The following is a 16,142-nucleotide window of genomic DNA, read 5'->3' as shown; positions in this document are numbered from 1 at the left end:
CCTGAAATAACGAGCCGAGCTCAGGTTACGAAAACCATGAAGATCTGCTCCCTTTCCCCCTCTCCCCCGTGGGGAGAGGGCTGGGGTGGATTTCCAACACACCTAGTTTTTATGTTGAAACAGCTGTCCTGAGAAAGCTCCACAGCAATCATCGACAAGTCCCAAAAAAGGACCAATCAGTCCCTTTTTGGGACACTCTGCGTGGGAGCGATCAGGTCCGCGATGAACTGAAGGACGCCATCTGTTCCTGCACTCGAATCAGAAGCTGTTCAGCACTTTCCAACAACTGCGCCAACAACGCCGGATCTTCATCCATATAGCCTTCGTACTCCGCCAGATTTCGCCGCTCATGACACAGGGCGAATAGTCGAACCTGTACTTTGCCAATATCAGCGGTATGAACCAGGCACTGAAACACCAGATATCGCTTGTCTGAACGGTAGCCGCACAAGCGAAGAGCCGTCAGTGCAAGGGCATGGGCAGCGTTGTAAGCCAGGTCGAAACGACTCGCGAAGGAAAGCGAAGACGTTTGCGCGTCTTTCAATCGATCCACAGCCGAACGCATGAGCCCTTCGCATTCCTTGCGATCCGGTGGCTCAGCTTTCAGTCCACCGCTACGTAACAGATTCTCCAGGTTCTCGTTGCTGCCCATCCTTGGACTCCAAAGGGTTTCCCCCCATCAGATCGATCTTGTCCTGCTGCGCTACCCGCACGACGAAGCTATTTTCAGCCGCCAGTTTTGCGGCCCAGTCGTCGGGGGTGTAGAGCGTCGGGTTGAGGACGCGGCCCAACTGCTCCTCCATCGGTATAAGCCGCTCCATCACTTCACTGTAGTGGAGGCTTTCGCCGATCAGCATGAGATCAATGTCACTGGATGCGTTTGCCGAATCCTTGGCGATTGAACCGTACACAAATGCCCAGGTGATCTGTTCGGCAAAGGGTTGGAGCGCTTGGCGCAGAGGCTCGGCAATACCAAAGGTTTTGCGGGCGATGCCCAGCAGTTCGGCATAGATCGGGCAGTCGGGATTGGCTTGATAGTGGGTCTGGTTGCCCTGACGGGTCAGGGTCAGCACGCCGGCCTGCTGCAATCGATCCAACTCGCGCATGAGGCTGCCTTTACCCACTTGAGCCCAGCGAGCGATCTCGTTGGCGTAAAAACTACGGTCGGGTTTGCCGAACAACAAGCCCAGCACTTTTTGCTGAGTAGTCGTGAACAGGGCTTCGCTGAGGGAAAGGTTTTTCACAGTGGCAACCGATGAGTCCCAAAAAGGGAACGATAGGTCCCTTTTTGGGAATCTTCAACCTGTCGCGAGCCGAATGGGGATTTGTGTTTAAAAGTTTCTTCGCAGGACGGGTGAGCGGCTACGCAGTCTGGCGTCGCTGCCTACAGCAATGCCGGAACCCGCCGACTGGTGCGGTTTTGCGTTGATCTTTATCGTTTCCGGGTCGCTACCAATTCAGCGACCGGGTCTGGAAAACCCGAAGAACAGGATCAATGCACATGACATAATGCGGCGCTTTTTTTGCTCCGTAGTTCTAAGTTATGGCGGCTGTGCGTGGGAGACCTTCGGGTCTGCCGGGTTTGATCCTTTCTCGGTTTTTCCAGTCCGCGTACAGCTGCCACCCTTTTCGTCTGGAAAACGAAAAACGGCAGCTCCATCACTACAAGGATCTTTGCCATGTTCAAACCAACTCCCAACCCGCCGGAAACCGACACCGATTCCCAAGCATCCCTCGAAGCCGAAAAACTCAAGGAAGCCGCCGACCGCGTCTTTTCCTACTACTTCCCACCCCATGAAAAACCGGGCAAGCGCCGCAAACATCACCTCTTCAGCGTCTCCCCCGATATCGACACCGAAGCCCTTCTGACCAATGCCTCCGAAGACCTGCTGTCCATCAGCGCCATTGCTGCCGATCTGGCGGACGATGTGGAAGGCTCACGCCGCTCTGTAGCCTTGGCGCTCAGCCGCATGGCGGATGGGGTGCAGTTGTTGGTGGAGCGGGCGCTGGATCATCATGAGTCGTTGCAGATGAAGGCTCGGGCCGGGGTTTAGCGCAGAAACCCTTGTGGCGAGGGAGCTTGCCCCGTTGGGTCGCGAAGCGGCCCCAAAACCTGTAACCGAGGTGTATCAGGTACACCGCACGCAATGGTTTTACGACTGCTGCGCAGCCGAACGGGGGCAAGCCCCCTCGCCACAGGGATCCGGTCAGACCAGACCCGCACTCACTAGCAGTTCTTCCAGCGCCAACAAGTTCGGCACCTTGGCCACTTGCTCCCCCACCTGCACCGCCGCCTGTTCGAGCGAACACAACGGCACATCCACATAGCTCAACTGACTATCAAGCTTGTAAGACCGCGGAATCCCCTGCACCAGCAACGCAATGAATTTCAAATCGGGCCGCCCGCCGAGAGCATTGAGGATGACAATCCGCGCCCGCTCACCGATGACGATTTTCTGCCCACACGCCGACTCAAAACTCAGCAACGGAATCTGCCGGTTCCGCCACATGACCCGCCCGAGGTACCACGGCGGCGTGTCGAGGTCGAAGGCGCTGGGTTGGTAATCAATAAGCTCCGCTACAGCGACGTTGGGCAGGATCAGGTTGCGGTCAGCCAAGGGCAACAGCAGCCCGGTGAGGTTGCTGGTGCGGTGCTCAAGCATGGGTTTTGCTCCACAGGGTGATGCTTTCGAGCAGCACCGATTCCTGGTATGGCTTGCCGAGGTAGTCGTTGACGCCGATGGCCATGGCGCGGTCGCGGTGTTTCTGGCCGGTGCGGGAGGTGATCATGATGATCGGCAGGTGCTGCAGACGTTCGTCGGCGCGTACCTGGGTCGCGACTTCGAAGCCGTCCATGCGCGGCATTTCGATGTCCAGCAGCATTAGGTCGGGCATGTGTTCTTCGAGCAGCAGCATGGCATCGACACCGTCCTTGGCGGTCAGCACGTTCATGCCGTGGCGTTCCAGCAGACGGCTGGTGACCTTGCGCACGGTCACCGAGTCATCGACCACCAACACCAGCAATGGCTTGTGCGGCTCGACCTCCGCCTCCTGAGCCACTGACTGTTGCGGCAAACGGGCCTGCATCGCACGGATCGGTGCCAGCAAATCGAGAATCAGCACCACCCGCCCATCGCCGAGAATCGTGGCCCCGGACAAACCCTGCACCGCTGCAAACTGCGGGCCGAGGCTTTTGACCACGATCTCGCGAGTGCCGGCCATGGAGTCGACTTGTACCGCGATGTGCCGCTCGTTGCATTGCACCAGCAACACCGGCAGCGGCAGGCTCTGGCCCAGCAGTTTCGGGCGGTGGCTGGTTTTCAGCAGTTCACCGAGGTAGCACAGTTCATAGTGTTGCCCGGCGTATTTGTAGGTCGGCGGATCGAGCCGGTAATGCCCTTCAAGCTCGTTGGGCAGCACGCGAACGATGCCGTCGATGGTGTTCAGCGGGATCGCGTACTGATCATCAAAACACTGCACCATCAGCGCCCGGTTGACCGACACAGTGAACGGCAGGCGAATGCGGAAGTGCACGCCCTGCCCGGCCACAGAGTCGATGCTCATGCTGCCGCCGAGCTGCCGGACCTCTTCATGCACCACGTCCATGCCGACGCCGCGCCCGGAAATCTGGGTGATTTTCTCGGCGGTGGAGAACCCCGGTTGCAGGATGAATTGCAGGACATCGCGGTCGCTGATGTCGCTGTCCGGCGCCAGCAACCCGCGTTTGATCGCCTTGCGCCGCACCGCGTCCAGCGGCACGCCGGCACCGTCGTCGCGGATGTCGAAAATGATGTCGCCGCCCTCTCGCGACAGGTCGAGGGTGATTCGACCCTGAGCCGGTTTTCCCGCCGCGATACGCACCTCGGCGGATTCCAGGCCATGATCCACGGCGTTGCGCAGCATGTGTTCCAACGGCGCGGCCATGCGCTCGAGGACGTTGCGGTCCATCTCGCCTTCGGCATTGCCGACGATAAATTCCACGTCCTTGCCCAGTTCGCTGGAGACCTGACGGACGATCCGCTTCAAACGCGGCAGCATCCGTTCGAACGGCACCATGCGCGTGCGCATCAGGCCTTCCTGCAATTCGGTGTTGATGCGGCCCTGCTGCTGCAGCAGGTTTTCCGCGTCCTGATTGCGTCGGTCGAGGGTTTCCTTGAGGTCGAGCAAGTCGGAGGCGGATTCGAACAGTGCGCGCGACAGTTGCTGCAACTGCGAGTGGCGGTCCATTTCCAGCGGATCGAATTCTTCGTAGCCCAGGCGCTCGGCGTCGACTTGCTGACGGCTGAGAATCCGCCCCTGGGTCTCGGTATCTAGCCGGCGCAATTGGTCGCGCATGCGCTCGATGGTGGTTTCCATCTCGCTCAGGGTCACGCGCGCATCGTTGACCTGTTGTTCGATCCGGCCACGGAAGATCGACGTTTCGCCGGCCAGGTTCACCAGGTCGTCGAGCAGCTCTGCCGAGACCTTGACCATGTCCGCGCCGGCATCGGGTTGCGGTGCGGGCGTCTCGACTTTCGGCGTCGCGGACACCACGACCGGTGTCGGTGCTTCGGGTACGGCCGGATGACTGAAGTTCTTGATTGCGTCGATCAGTTGATCGGCGGGCGGCAAAGGCAGACCGGCACGGGTCGCGTCGAGCATCTGCGCCAGTCGGTCGTGGCTGCTTTGCAACAAGCCGAACAACGCGGCGGTGGGTTGCAGCACGCCGGCCGAGAGGCCTTCGTAGAGAAATTCCAGCTCATGGGCAAGATCGCCAATCGGCGCGATTTCCACCATCCGCGCGCCGCCCTTGAGGGTGTGCAGGTCACGCAGCAGGGTTTCCACTTCCTGACGATTCGACGGCTCGGCCTGCCAGCGCACCAACGCCGCGCCGGAGTTTTCGATGATGTCGAAACCTTCCTCGAGGAAGATCTCCAGCAGCTCTGGATCATGCCCCGGTGAATCCTCGGCCCGCGTAGGCTCGACCGTTTCCACGGCGCTGGCGTTGCCCTGGCGAAACTCGCGAATGGCCTCGATCAGCTCACCCGGATCGCCCAATGGCCGCTGGTTCTGCAACTGATCAAGCAGCTGCGCGAGCCGGTCATGACTGTGTTGCAGCAGGTGCGCCAAGGCTTCGTTGTAGGCGTAACGGCGGTCCACCAGCCCTTCGTAAAGGCTTTCCAGTTCATGAGCCAGATCACCGACCGGCTCGACCTCGGCCATCCGCGCGCCACCCTTGAGGGTGTGCAAATCTCGCTGCAACGACAACAGCGGCGCGGCGTTGTCCGGGTCGCTCAGCCAGCGTTGCAAGGCCTGGCCGGCGCTTTCGAGGATATCCACCGCCTCTTCGAGGAAGATCGAAACGATCTCATCGTCCAGCTCAACCTGGGTCGCGGTCTGTTCCAGCTCAGCCGTGGCGCTGCCCAGTTCCCGGATGCTCAACGTGCGGCTGCCATCGCTGCGAATCAGCCCCATCGCCGACGGATCCAGGCTCTCATCGAGCAACCCGCGCAAGGCCCGAATGCGTTCCGGTTGCGGGCTGACTTCCTGGCCGGCGGCCAGTTCGTCGAGCATGTTGATCAGCGCTTCATGGGCACTTTGCGCCTCGTTGAAAAACGCCTCGCTGACCGCCAGGCTGCTTTCTTCCACCGCGCCGTAGAGGTCGAGCAAGGCTTCGCAGAGTTCATCCACCGGATGCAGATCAGCCAGGTGCGCGCCTTCGCCGAGGGTGGTCAATTCGTCCAGCAATGCGCTGAGTTCCTGACGCTCGCCGGGATGTTGCTGCCAGCGTTGCAACAGGCTTTCGGCGTCGAGCAGGATGTCCATGCCTTGCGCGAGGAAGTTGTTGATCAGTTGCGGATCACGCTTGATGCGCAACCCGGTATTCGGTGAACTCAGGAGCGTTTCCAGACGCTCGGCCAGCAACGCCTGGGTTCGCTCGATCAATGAGCGGGCGCCGGGAATCTCGGCCAACGGGTCGGTTTTGAGCTGTCGCAACCCGAGACGGAACAGTCCTTCGGCTTCGAGTAACAGTTCGACTTCGTCCAGGTCGAGGGCGAGCAGGTGCGCCTTGTACTCACGGGCCAGTTGATCCAGCGGCGTTGCCAGCTCGGCGATCGGCAATACGCCAGCCATCGACGCGCTGCCCTTGAGGGTGTGCAGCGCCCGCTGCAACTCGTCGCTGGCCTGCAATGGCACGTGCTCGGCGGCTTGATCGAGGAAGCGGTTGAGGCTGCCCAAATGGGTTTCGGCTTCGTTGCGGAAGATCTCAAGCAGCAGCGGATCGAGGGCGGCGACGTCTTGTGCGTCCTCGTCGGGTATCGGCTCTTTGCCCTTGGCCAAGGCGTGGGCGCGTGCGGCCAATTGGTCAACATCGTTGCGCTGGCGCTGGGCATGGTGGGCAAACTCGGCCACCAGTTCCGGCAGCAGATTCAGCGCATCGTCCAGCAGTTGTTGCACCGCCGGCCCCGGCGAAACGCTGTGTTCCAGTACGCGGTTGAGCAGGTTTTCCACCGCCCAGGCCAGTTCACCCAGCACCAAAGCGCGGACCATCCGGCCACTGCCCTTGAGCGTATGGAAGGCCCGACGCAGTTCGCTCAGGGCCGACTTACTCTCGGGATCGGCCGACCAGCGCGGCAGGTACTCGCGGAGGATTTCCAGGACTTCATCGGTTTCTTCGAGGAACACTTCCCGCAGCTCATCGTCCACCGGTTCTTCACCGGTGGGCGGCGGCAACAGGCTTCCCGGGGTCGTCAGGGCGGGCGGGTTGATGGAGGACACGGGGCTGGCCAATACATCGGCCAGTGACTGGACGGTCTCAGGGTCATCCAGTTCCTGCAGATCCTGCATGACCTGCGCTTCACTCGGGCTGAGCACATCTTCAAGCACCGGCACCTGTTGCTCGATGGGGAAAAAGCCGAGTGAGGCCAGGCTTTTTTCCGCGACGTCGAGCAACTTTTCGCCCGGCGCTTCGGGGTCGTCGCTGAGGCGCTCCAGGTAATACTCGATGCTGGTGATGACGTCGGCCAGGCTGTCCAGTTCCTGCCAACCGGGATGATCCGGATCGAGCAGCAGGTGCTCGCGGATAAAGTGGTTGCACGTTTCGATCAGGCTCGCCGCACGGCTCAACGGAATCATCGCCAGCGCACCGCGCACCTGGGTCAGCAACGCCGGCAATGGCTGCAAGTGCTGGCGATCCCAGTCGGCGTCAATGTAGTCGACGATCATGTCCTTGGCCTGTTGCAGGCAGATGCGCGCTTCCTTGATCACGATCTGATGGATCTGGGTCAGGTCGGTGGTCGGCAGGCGGCTGTCTTCCTGGCTTTCCGGCTCGACGGTGCCGACCATGCCGGCGAGGGTCGCTTCGACGTAGAGCAAGGCACCGGCGACGTCCATCAGGATCGCGTCGTTGGGCTCACGCTGGCCCTGGGCGAGGCTGAGCACCACCGCCAGTTGGTCGATGATGACCTTGCGTGGCTGGCCGAAACCGAGCACCGCCAGGGTGTCGGCGATTTGCCGCAGGGGCGCCAGCAAGCTTTCGAGGTCCGAGGTGTGCTGGCGGTCGCTGCGCACGAACAGGTCCAGGCGTTCCTTGACCCGCACCAGCTCTTCACACAAAGCGGCCAACACCGAGCGCATGGCATCGCGGTCGGGACCGGCCAGCCGTGCTCGTTCTTCGTCGACCATTGCGCTGTCAGGCAGCGCGTCGTCCAGTCCGTAGCGATCTTTCATGGTCAGCATCTGCCCGGTGGGATGTTCGGCCTTGGCAATGTAGAACAGCAAACTCTTGAGCAACTCTAGCGGTGCTGGCTGATTGATTCCGGGCATGCCCTGTTCGAGCAGGCGCTTCAATTCTTTGTCGGCCTCCTTGAACAGACTGCGCAACGCCGGACTGTTGGCAATCGAGCCGCCGCGCATGCCTTCGACCAGCGCCGAGGCGACTTGCCACAACGGGCTCAGGGGCGCATTGCCGCACAACCCTTCGAGGCGCGCAAAAACCTTGGTCAGGTAACCGAGATTGGTTTCGCCGTCCTGTTCACGCAGCAATCCGACCAGGGCCATCTGCAACATCTGCCGCAACTTGCGCAGCACATTGGGTAAATCCGCCGGTTCCAGCAGCGCCAGCGACTCTTCGTCCAGTGGCGGCAGGTCCGGCAATTGCGGGCTGAACAGGCTGGTTTCCGACAACAGGCTTTCGCCACGGGCGCTGCGCAGATCGTTGATCAGTGGCAACACCACCAGCGGCAGGTCACGGCGCGCACCTTGCACCCGGTCGAGGTAAATCGGCAGCTGCCCAAGGGCTTGCAGCAACAGGTGGAGCGTCTCATCGCGATGACTGACGCGGTTCTGTTGCAAGGCGGAGGTCAGATGTTCCATCTCTTCGGCGAGCAGCGCCGCGCCGTAGAACTCGACCATCTGCAAACTGCCGTGAACCTGATGGATGCACGCCAGGCATTCACTGAGCGCGTGCGTCGCCTGCGGGTCATCAAGCAACGTTTCAATCGCCTGGTGAGCCACTTTCAGCGTTTCGGCAATCTCGCCTTTGACCCACTCGAGGGCCACATAGTCGTGCCGATCACCCATAACCACTCCACTCATAATTCGCGCGCCCCAAGGCGCATCACACTTTATCCGCAGCCTGCGCCTTGGCGGCCGGCAAGGTGAAACCGGATACCGAACGCCGAAGCTGGCTGGCCATTTTCGCCAGGTTGCCAATGCTCTCGGCGGTGGCGGTGGAGCCGGACGAGGTCTGCGTGGTGATCTGCTGGATCACGTTCATCGTCAGGGAAATCTGACCGGCCGAAGACGTCTGTTGCTGCGCGGCGTTGGAAATACTCTGGATCAACGCGGCGAGGGTCTTCGACACGCCTTCGATTTCTTCCAGGGCTACTCCGGCATCCTGCGCCAGACGCGCGCCGCGCACCACTTCGGTGGTGGTCTGCTCCATGGAAATCACGGCTTCGTTGGTGTCGGTCTGAATTGCCCGCACCAGGGTTTCGATCTGCCGGGTGGCGGCGGACGAGCGCTCGGCCAGCCGCTGGACTTCATCGGCGACCACCGCAAAACCGCGCCCGGCATCACCGGCCATGGAGGCCTGGATCGCCGCGTTGAGCGCAAGGATGTTGGTCTGGTCGGCAATGTCATCGATCAGGCTGACAATGTCGCCGATTTCCTGAGAAGACTCGCCGAGGCGTTTGATGCGTTTGGCGGTGTCCTGAATCTGCTCGCGAATATTGTCCATGCCGTGGATGGTGTTGTGCACCACCTCGTTGCCCTTGTTGGCGATTTCCACCGAACGCTCGGCCACCGCCGAGGATTCGGCGGCGTTGGCCGAGACCTGATCGATGGACTGGGCCATGTCATTGATCGCGGTGGACGCTTCGGCAATCTGCTGCGCCTGATGCTCGGAAGCCTGGGCCAGGTGCATGGCGGTGGCCTGGGTTTCCTGCACGGCGGCGGCGACCTGGCCAGCGGTGAGGTTGATGGTCGCTACGAGATCGCGCAGTTGGTCCACGGAATAGTTGATCGAGTCGGCGATGGTTCCGGTGAAGTCTTCGGTCACCGAGGCGGTCACGGTCAGGTCGCCGTCCGCCAGGTCTTCGATCTCGTCGAGCAGGCGCATGATCGCGTTCTGGTTGCGCTCGTTCTTCTCGGCCGTTTCGCGCAGCTGACGATTGGTTTCACGGACCATCACCAAGCCAATGAGGATGATCGACATCAGCGCCAACAGGCCCAACACATAGCCGCCAATGGTGTCGGTGTTGCGCCCACGGGCCAGGTTTTCGAAACCGCCGGCCAGGTGCGAGGCTTCCTCGAGCAGGGTCTGCGACAGGGTGAAAATTTGGGTGGCCGACTCGCGGACCTTGAACAGCTCCGGCGAGGTTTCGAGGATCTCATCCACCGAACCCGAGACGAACTCGAACAACTCAGAAATCTCGATCAACCGCGCGCGAGCATCGCGGTCTTCGACCTGACTGACTTTCAGTGACGGATTGCCCTGGAGCATGCCGTTGAGTACCTGGCCGAATCGCGCCGCATCACGACCGAAGGCGTCGGCGGCCTGCTGCGAGTTTTCATCGCCGGACAGCACGGTGTTCACCGCACCGAGAATCCGCTCAGCCAATAGCGACTGGCGCTGCGCCATGGCCACCTGCGCGGCCGGGGCACCGCGCTGGAGGAGCGTTTCGACGACTTTTTCGTACTCGACCTGCAACTGCGGCACGGTTTCGGCCAGGGTCGCGGCGACTTGATGCAACGACAGCACGGTCTGCTCGCTGGAGAGGATCGCGTCGGTGTTTTTCAACAGACGTTCCCAGTCCAGCTGCACGGCGCGCATTTCCGGGCGCACGGTGGACGGCGCCGGCGGCAGGCCGGTGGCGGGATCGCCTTTCTTCAGATAGCCCCAGCGTTGGGCAAAGTCATTGCGCGCATCGCTCAGCAGCTTGAACGCCGCCGCCTTGCCGGCAGCAGCTTCGGTGGCGTTCTTGGCAATGCGCTGGGACAGCACGCGCAGCTCACCGGCGTGGCCGATGTACTGTTTGTCGTACGTGGCCTGGGTGTTGAGGTACGCGAAGTTGGCGAACAGCAGCATGATGAAGACGATCAGCGCGATGAACAGCGCGATGATCTGTGACCGGCTGCGCGACCCTTCTGGCTTGCCTGTTTTTGCTTTTATCATCGGTCCTCGCCTGTTAACCACACCTGTGAACCTTGCCGAGAACCCTGTGGGAGCTGGCTTGCTCGCGAAAGCGGTCATTCATTCGACATCAATGCTGACTGACCCACCGCCTTCGCGAGCAAGCCCGCTCCCACATTGGATCTGCGTCATTCCGTTTACAGCGCTACGTGCATGAAGCTTTGTGACTGCACCAACGCATACGGGCTGAACACCTGCCAGGTCTGCTCGCGCTGAAACCGGCCTTTGATGAACGGTGCAATCGGGCCGCTCAAGGTATCTACCGGTTCCAGGCTGTCCTGGGCAAAGTGCTGCAAGCCGAAAACCTCATCGACCATCAACCCGGTAAACACCTCGTTATGCTCCACCACCAATACCCGGCGCTGCTTGCGCACGGCTGACAGCTCATGCCCGAAGAAGCCGCACAAATCGATGATCGGCAACAGGCGCCCGCGCAGATTGGCCACGCCCTTGACCCAGGGTCTGACCCCTGGCAGCTGGGTGAACCGAGGCTCGTGCAACACTTCGCTGACCTCGCCCATCGGCGCGACGTACCAGTGCTCGCCCAGACGGAAGCCGATGCCGCTCCAGCTGTCTTGCCGGGTCGGCTGGGACGGCAAGTCCGCCGCCAGCAGACGACAACGCTGGTCGATCTGCAGCAGCAGTTCGAAAGCCGTCAGCGACTCGGTCATGGCTGGACGATCAACCGGCCAGCACGTTGTTCAGGGTTTTGATCAGGGTTTCTTCGTCGACCGGTTTGGTCAGGTAGTCCTTGGCGCCCTGGCGGGTGCCCCAGACTTTGTCGGTTTCCTGATCCTTGGTGGTAATGATGATCACCGGGATGTGCCCGGTTTCCGGGTCTTTGGTCAGTTGACGGGTCGCCTGGAAACCATTGAGGCCAGGCATGACGATGTCCATCAGCACCGCGTCAGGTTTTTCCTGACGGGCCAGGGCCACGCCGTCGGCGCCGTTTTCGGCTTTCAACACTTCATGACCGTGCTTTTCCAGCATGCCGGTCAGTTTGTACATTTCGGTCGGCGAATCATCGACGATCAGAATACGTGCCATGGTCTTCCCCATTCTTGTCGACGCCGGGCCCGCTGGCCGAGCGTCACTGTGCGTGTCCTACTGCGGCAAAACGGCGGCGAAGCCCGGTACATGGGCCTGGATCGCGTTCAGCAGTTCTTCCTTGCTGAAAGGCTTGGTCAAAAACTGGTCGGAGCCGACGATGCGCCCCTTGGCCTTGTCGAACAGCCCATCCTTGGACGACAGCATAATCACTGGCGTGGACTTGAACGCACTGTTGTTCTTGATTAAAGCGCAGGTCTGATAACCATCCAGACGCGGCATCATGATGTCGACAAAGATGATGCCGGGGTGATTGTCAGCAATCTTGGCCAAGGCATCGAAACCATCAATGGCGGTGATCACTTCACACCCCACGTTTTTCAAAAGCGTTTCGGCAGTGCGGCGAATCGTTTTCGAATCGTCGATCACCATGACCTTCAAGGCGCTGGAATGCTGTTCCATAAATGCTCTGCCGTCGCCTTTGCGAATCAAATTGTCCATTTCCGATAACCGGAGGCTCGAAACCCTTGATGTTCAAGGGCCAGCGCGATATGGCAGCCTTTTTAGCACAGTCTCCAAAACCAATCTATCGGCCAACCCTGGCAGTGGTTTTTCCTTGACCGGGAACACACTCAGCGCCACTCTGACGCCACTTTTGCAGGTCACTGCGACCCACCCAATTTCGAGGAAAAACCCATGAGCGTTCGCGTCGGGATTGTCATGGACCCTATCGCCAGCATCTCCTATAAAAAGGATAGCTCGCTGGCCATGCTGCTGGCCGCACAGAAGCGCGGCTGGGAACTGTTCTATATGGAACAGGGCGATTTGTACCAGGCTGAAGGCGAGGCGCGGGCGCGGATGCGTCCGTTGAAAGTCTTCGCCAACCCGGAAAAATGGTTCGAACTCGACGCCGAGACCGACGCGCTGCTGAGCGATCTGGACGTGATCCTGATGCGCAAGGATCCGCCGTTCGACATGGAATTCGTCTACTCCACTTACCTGCTGGAGCAAGCCGAACGCGCTGGCGTGCTGGTAGTCAACAAGCCGCAAAGCCTGCGTGACTGCAACGAAAAACTGTTCGCCACGCTGTTCCCGCAGTGCACGCCGCCGACCATCGTCAGCCGTCGCCCGGACGTACTGCGTGAATTCGCCGATCACCACGGCGACGTGATCCTCAAGCCGCTGGACGGCATGGGCGGCTCGTCGATCTTCCGTCACACCGCTGGCCACCCGAACCTGTCGGTGATCCTCGAAACCCTGACCCTGCATGGCAAACAGCAGATCATGATCCAGGGTTACCTGCCGGCAATCGTCGATGGCGACAAGCGCATCCTGATGATCGACGGCGAGCCGGTGGATTACTGCCTGGCACGAATTCCTGCCGCCGGTGAAACCCGTGGCAACCTCGCCGCCGGTGGCCGTGGCGAAGCCCGTCCGCTGACCGAGAAAGATCGCTGGATCGCCGCACAAGTCGGCCCGACCCTGCGCGAAAAAGGCCTGTTGTTCGTCGGTCTGGACGTGATCGGCGAACATCTGACGGAAATCAACGTCACCAGCCCGACCTGCATTCGCGAGATTGATAACGCGTTTGGCACCGACATCGGCGGCCTGCTGATGGATGCCATCGATCAGAAGCTCAAGGCCCGTTGATATAGAACAGCCAAGAAACGACCAACATTGCGTTATCATCCGCGGCCTGTGAAAAACGCGATGTTGGTTTTTTTGTCATGACGCTCCCGTCCGATCTGCCCGCTGAACTCGCCCATCGTGGCGTGCGCCCGGCTGATCGCCTCGGTTTTACCCTGTTTCTCGCGGCGCTGATTCACCTGGCCTTGCTGTTGGGCGTCGGTTTTACGATGGTCGAACCCAAGCAAATCAGCAAAACCCTGGAAATCACCCTCGCCACCTTTAAAAGCGAAAAGAAGCCTGAAAAAGCCGATTTTCTTGCTCAAGAGAATCAGCAAGGCAGCGGCACCCTGGATAAAAAGGCAATTCCCAAGACCACCGAGGTCGCGCCTTTCCAGGACAACAAGGTGCAGAACGTCACGCCACCGCCAGCGGCCAAGCCTCAAGTGCAGGAAGCCGCCCCCAAGGCAGCCGTGACGACCGTCGCGCCCAAGCCGAAAAAGGCCGCGGCCAAAACCGAAGAACCCAAGCCCGTCACCAAACCCGCCGTCGCCGCGCCGACGTTCGACAGTGAACAGCTGTCCAGCGACATCGCCAGCCTGGAAGCGGAACTGGCCAACGAACAACAGCTGTATGCCAAGCGCCCGCGTATCCACCGCCTGAGCGCCGCGTCGACCATGCGCGACAAGGGCGCCTGGTATAAGGACGAGTGGCGCAAGAAGGTCGAGCGCATCGGTAATCTGAATTACCCCGACGAAGCGCGACGCAAGCAGATCTACGGCAATTTGCGCCTGATGGTTTCGATCAACCGCGACGGCTCGCTCTTTGAAGTGCTGGTGCTGGAGTCGTCCGGACAACCGCTGCTGGATCAGGCGGCGCAGCGCATCGTGCGGCTGGCGGCGCCGTTTTCACCGTTTACCGGGGATTTGTCGGATATCGATCGTCTGGAAATCATCCGGACCTGGAAGTTTGCCCGCGGGGACAGACTCTCCAGCAACTGACACCCCACAAATCCCTGTGGGAGCGGGCTTGCTCGCGAATGCGGTCAATCATTCAACATTGATGTCGACTGACACGACGCCTTCGCGAGCAAGCCCGCTCCCACATTTGACCTGTGCCGACTGCCAAATTGCGCCATCCTCAGCTTGTCAGTTCGCCCCTCCAACGCCACACTAGCGCTCATGAAGAACGTCAGCCCCAGCTACCTCAAGCATCAATTCCTGATCGCCATGCCTCACATGGTCGACCCGAACTTTGCGCACACCTTGACCTACATCGTCGAGCACACGGCCAATGGTGCCATGGGCCTGGTGGTCAATCGTCCGCAAGACCTCAACCTGGCCGATATCCTCGAGCAATTGCGCCCCGACATCGAACCGCCGGTACTCTGCCAGCATGTGCCGATCTTCATCGGCGGCCCGGTGCAGACCGATCGTGGTTTTGTCCTGCACCCCTCGGGGCAGAGTTATCAGGCCACCGTCGAGCTTGATGAGAAACTGGCCCTGTCGACCTCCCAGGATGTGCTGTTCGCCATCGCCGACGGCGTCGGTCCGGCGAAAAGCCTGATCGCCCTCGGATACGCTGGCTGGGAAGCCGGGCAGCTGGAAGCCGAACTGGCCCAGAACGCCTGGCTGACCTGCCCGTTCGATGCCGATATTTTGTTCAACACCAGCAGCGAACTGCGCCTGGAAGCAGCGGCCAAGCACCTGGGCGTCAATCTCAGCCTGCTGACCAGCCAAGCGGGACACTCCTGATGGCCCTGCGCCTGATTTTGGGTTTCGACTACGGCACCAAACAGATCGGCGTTGCGGTCGGCCAGGTGATTACCGGCCAGGCCCGCGAGCTATGCACCTTGAAGGCACAAAACGGTATTCCCGACTGGAATCAGGTCGAAGCCCTGATTAAAGAGTGGAAACCCGATGCCGTGGTGGTTGGCCTGCCCTTGAACATGGACGGCACGCCGAGCGACATGTGCCTGCGCGCCGAGAAATTCGCCCGCCGCCTCAATGGCCGCTACAACCTGCCCTTCTATACCCACGATGAACGCCTGACCACCTTCGAAGCCAAGGGTGAACGGCGTGATCGTGGCGGACAAAAGGGCAGCTACCGCGACAACCCGGTGGACGCCATCGCCGCCGCCCTGCTGCTGCAAGGCTGGCTCGACGAAAACACCGCACTGTTCGAATCCTGAAGAGCCGCAACAAGCGTCTCTACTTAGCTACAACCCGAGCCACCTCTCCAGCAGAACCCGGCTCGGGCCCAAGAAGGAGCAACCATGAGCCTGCCCAATCCCGCCGAACTGATCAGCCAGATGGCGACCCGTCTCAAGGCGCACCTGGAACACCGTGGCATCAGCGAGCCGCGCTACATCGGCATTCGTACCGGTGGCGTCTGGGTCGCCCAGGCGTTGCTCGATGAACTGGGCAGCGATTCGCCTCTTGGCACCCTGGACGTCTCCTTCTACCGCGACGACTTCAGCCAGAACGGCCTGCACCCACAAGTGCGCCCGTCCGCCCTGCCGTTCGAGATCGAAGGTCAGCACCTGGTGCTGATCGACGACGTGCTGATGAGCGGCCGGACCATCCGCGCCGCCCTCAATGAGCTGTTCGACTACGGCCGCCCGGCCAGCGTGACATTGGTGTGCCTGCTGGACCTGGACGCCGGCGAGCTGCCGATCCGCCCGAATGTGGTCGGCGCGACCCTGTCGCTGGCCGCCCACGAACGGGTGAAACTGTCCGGCCCGGAACTCAAGCTCGAACTGCAAGACCTCGCCCTTTAATTCGCCCTATTGAGA

14 protein-coding genes are annotated in these 16,142 nt (G+C 60.7%); 6 read left to right on the top strand and 8 right to left on the bottom strand.

The window, feature by feature from the left end; all coding sequences use genetic code 11:
* Positions 1 to 211: 211 nt before the first annotated feature.
* Positions 212 to 652 (bottom strand): hypothetical protein, encoded by a 441-nt coding sequence (locus KGB23_RS11580; protein ID WP_111452973.1) that lies wholly within the window; start codon positions 650 to 652, stop codon positions 212 to 214.
* A complete protein-coding gene (locus KGB23_RS11575) occupies positions 615 to 1,244 on the bottom strand; it encodes a nucleotidyltransferase domain-containing protein (protein ID WP_223431173.1) in 630 nt (209 codons plus the stop codon). The genes KGB23_RS11580 and KGB23_RS11575 overlap by 38 nt, the downstream gene beginning before the upstream one ends.
* A 435-nt stretch (positions 1,245 to 1,679) precedes the next feature.
* On the opposite strand from KGB23_RS11575, the gene KGB23_RS11570 reads away from it, so the two are divergent.
* The gene (locus KGB23_RS11570; RefSeq protein WP_223431172.1) at positions 1,680 to 2,054 is read left to right on the top strand and encodes a DUF6124 family protein; all 375 of its coding nucleotides are present in this window, start codon (positions 1,680 to 1,682) and stop codon (positions 2,052 to 2,054) included.
* A 153-nt stretch (positions 2,055 to 2,207) separates the two neighbouring features.
* On the opposite strand, the gene KGB23_RS11565 is transcribed toward KGB23_RS11570, so the two are convergent.
* From KGB23_RS11565 to pilG, 6 genes are all read right to left on the bottom strand, one after another.
* Positions 2,208 to 2,663: a chemotaxis protein CheW gene (locus KGB23_RS11565; RefSeq protein WP_046053659.1), complete on the bottom strand. Its 456-nt coding sequence runs from the start codon at positions 2,661 to 2,663 to the stop codon at positions 2,208 to 2,210.
* Positions 2,656 to 8,562, bottom strand: coding sequence for an Hpt domain-containing protein (locus tag KGB23_RS11560; protein ID WP_223431171.1), 5,907 nt, complete (start codon positions 8,560 to 8,562; stop codon positions 2,656 to 2,658). Before KGB23_RS11560 ends, KGB23_RS11565 begins: the two co-directional genes overlap by 8 nt.
* A 37-nt stretch (positions 8,563 to 8,599) precedes the next feature.
* Entirely contained in the window at positions 8,600 to 10,657 is a 2,058-nt protein-coding gene (locus tag KGB23_RS11555) for a methyl-accepting chemotaxis protein (RefSeq protein WP_223431170.1), read from the bottom strand.
* 155 nt (positions 10,658 to 10,812) lie between these two features.
* Positions 10,813 to 11,346 carry a chemotaxis protein CheW gene (locus KGB23_RS11550; RefSeq protein WP_223431169.1) on the bottom strand — a complete coding sequence of 178 codons (534 nt, stop codon included), beginning with the start codon at positions 11,344 to 11,346 and terminating at the stop codon, positions 10,813 to 10,815.
* A 10-nt stretch (positions 11,347 to 11,356) separates the two neighbouring features.
* Positions 11,357 to 11,722 (bottom strand): twitching motility response regulator PilH, encoded by a 366-nt coding sequence (gene pilH, locus KGB23_RS11545; protein WP_008068134.1) that lies wholly within the window; start codon positions 11,720 to 11,722, stop codon positions 11,357 to 11,359.
* A gap of 57 nt (positions 11,723 to 11,779) precedes the next feature.
* Positions 11,780 to 12,184, bottom strand: coding sequence for a twitching motility response regulator PilG (gene pilG, locus KGB23_RS11540; protein WP_008152601.1), 405 nt, complete (start codon positions 12,182 to 12,184; stop codon positions 11,780 to 11,782).
* A 234-nt stretch (positions 12,185 to 12,418) separates the two neighbouring features.
* Between pilG and gshB the strand changes: the two genes are divergently transcribed.
* The 5 genes from gshB to pyrR all read left to right on the top strand — a co-directional run bounded on the left by gshB (position 12,419) and on the right by pyrR (position 16,127).
* On the top strand, positions 12,419 to 13,372 hold the full coding sequence (gshB, locus tag KGB23_RS11535; RefSeq protein WP_140675026.1) for a glutathione synthase: 954 nt from the start codon (positions 12,419 to 12,421) through the stop codon (positions 13,370 to 13,372).
* A 77-nt stretch (positions 13,373 to 13,449) separates the two neighbouring features.
* Positions 13,450 to 14,349 carry an energy transducer TonB gene (locus tag KGB23_RS11530; RefSeq protein WP_223431168.1) on the top strand — a complete coding sequence of 300 codons (900 nt, stop codon included), beginning with the start codon at positions 13,450 to 13,452 and terminating at the stop codon, positions 14,347 to 14,349.
* Between the two features lie 180 nt (positions 14,350 to 14,529).
* Complete coding sequence (locus KGB23_RS11525) at positions 14,530 to 15,102, top strand: YqgE/AlgH family protein (RefSeq protein ID WP_150658376.1); 573 nt, start codon at positions 14,530 to 14,532, stop codon at positions 15,100 to 15,102.
* The gene (gene ruvX / locus KGB23_RS11520; RefSeq protein ID WP_005792259.1) at positions 15,102 to 15,539 is read left to right on the top strand and encodes a Holliday junction resolvase RuvX; all 438 of its coding nucleotides are present in this window, start codon (positions 15,102 to 15,104) and stop codon (positions 15,537 to 15,539) included. Before KGB23_RS11525 ends, ruvX begins: the two co-directional genes overlap by 1 nt.
* Positions 15,540 to 15,623: 84 nt before the next feature.
* The gene (pyrR, locus tag KGB23_RS11515) at positions 15,624 to 16,127 is read left to right on the top strand and encodes a bifunctional pyr operon transcriptional regulator/uracil phosphoribosyltransferase PyrR (protein WP_008152613.1); all 504 of its coding nucleotides are present in this window, start codon (positions 15,624 to 15,626) and stop codon (positions 16,125 to 16,127) included.
* Positions 16,128 to 16,142: the final 15 nt, after the last annotated feature.

This window comes from Pseudomonas sp. GL-B-26 (assembly GCF_019947405.1).
Lineage (GTDB): Bacteria > Pseudomonadota > Gammaproteobacteria > Pseudomonadales > Pseudomonadaceae > Aquipseudomonas.
This window is presented reverse-complemented; position numbering and strand designations above follow the sequence as displayed.

Excerpts from the sequence above, each read along its gene's own strand:
- KGB23_RS11580 (WP_111452973.1), bottom strand. The coding sequence starts at position 652 with ATGGGCAGCAACGAGAACCTGGAGAATCTGTTACGTAGCGGTGGACTG.
- KGB23_RS11570 (WP_223431172.1), top strand. The coding sequence starts at position 1,680 with ATGTTCAAACCAACTCCCAACCCGCCGGAAACCGACACCGATTCCCAA.
- KGB23_RS11565 (WP_046053659.1), bottom strand. The coding sequence starts at position 2,663 with ATGCTTGAGCACCGCACCAGCAACCTCACCGGGCTGCTGTTGCCCTTG.
- KGB23_RS11560 (WP_223431171.1), bottom strand. The coding sequence starts at position 8,562 with ATGGGTGATCGGCACGACTATGTGGCCCTCGAGTGGGTCAAAGGCGAG.
- KGB23_RS11555 (WP_223431170.1), bottom strand. The coding sequence starts at position 10,657 with ATGATAAAAGCAAAAACAGGCAAGCCAGAAGGGTCGCGCAGCCGGTCA.
- KGB23_RS11550 (WP_223431169.1), bottom strand. The coding sequence starts at position 11,346 with ATGACCGAGTCGCTGACGGCTTTCGAACTGCTGCTGCAGATCGACCAG.
- pilH (WP_008068134.1), bottom strand. The coding sequence starts at position 11,722 with ATGGCACGTATTCTGATCGTCGATGATTCGCCGACCGAAATGTACAAA.
- pilG (WP_008152601.1), bottom strand. The coding sequence starts at position 12,184 with ATGGAACAGCATTCCAGCGCCTTGAAGGTCATGGTGATCGACGATTCG.
- gshB (WP_140675026.1), top strand. The coding sequence starts at position 12,419 with ATGAGCGTTCGCGTCGGGATTGTCATGGACCCTATCGCCAGCATCTCC.
- KGB23_RS11530 (WP_223431168.1), top strand. The coding sequence starts at position 13,450 with ATGACGCTCCCGTCCGATCTGCCCGCTGAACTCGCCCATCGTGGCGTG.
- KGB23_RS11525 (WP_150658376.1), top strand. The coding sequence starts at position 14,530 with ATGAAGAACGTCAGCCCCAGCTACCTCAAGCATCAATTCCTGATCGCC.
- ruvX (WP_005792259.1), top strand. The coding sequence starts at position 15,102 with ATGGCCCTGCGCCTGATTTTGGGTTTCGACTACGGCACCAAACAGATC.
- pyrR (WP_008152613.1), top strand. The coding sequence starts at position 15,624 with ATGAGCCTGCCCAATCCCGCCGAACTGATCAGCCAGATGGCGACCCGT.